Below are 393 nucleotides of genomic sequence, written 5' to 3'. Positions count from 1 at the left end.
ACCGGAACAGGCGGTTGTGGAAATGCCACAGCTACCAGAACAGTAACGGTAACTGCAGCACCAAATGCGGGTACTTTATCAGGTACACAAAACATTTGTCCTGCAGCGACAACAACATTTATTTCTAATGGAACAGGTGGTGGAAGCTGGTCAAGCAATAATACAACAGTTGCTACAGTAGATGCTTCTGGAGTAATTACAGGAAAAGCGCTCGGTACAGCCACAATATCTTATACAGTAACGGGAACAGGAGGTTGTGCTGATGCAATTGTTACTAGAACGGTAACGATAAGTGACACTCAGAAACCGACAAAACCAGTTTTGGCGGATGTAACTGGTGAGTGCAGTGCTACAGCCACAGCGCCTACTACGACAGATGCTTGTTCAGGTACT

General features: G+C 45.8%; 1 protein-coding gene. It reads left to right on the top strand.

Annotated elements, in window-relative coordinates; all coding sequences use genetic code 11:
* The coding region (locus tag FLA105534_RS00020) for an Ig-like domain-containing protein (RefSeq protein WP_173964019.1) at positions 1-393 on the top strand (393 nt) is incomplete at both ends.

Source organism: Flavobacterium collinsii (genome assembly GCF_902804485.1).
In the GTDB taxonomy this organism is placed as follows: domain Bacteria; phylum Bacteroidota; class Bacteroidia; order Flavobacteriales; family Flavobacteriaceae; genus Flavobacterium; species Flavobacterium collinsii.
The sequence above is the reverse complement of the archived record's forward strand: the minus strand, read 5'-3'. Positions and strand labels throughout refer to the sequence as shown.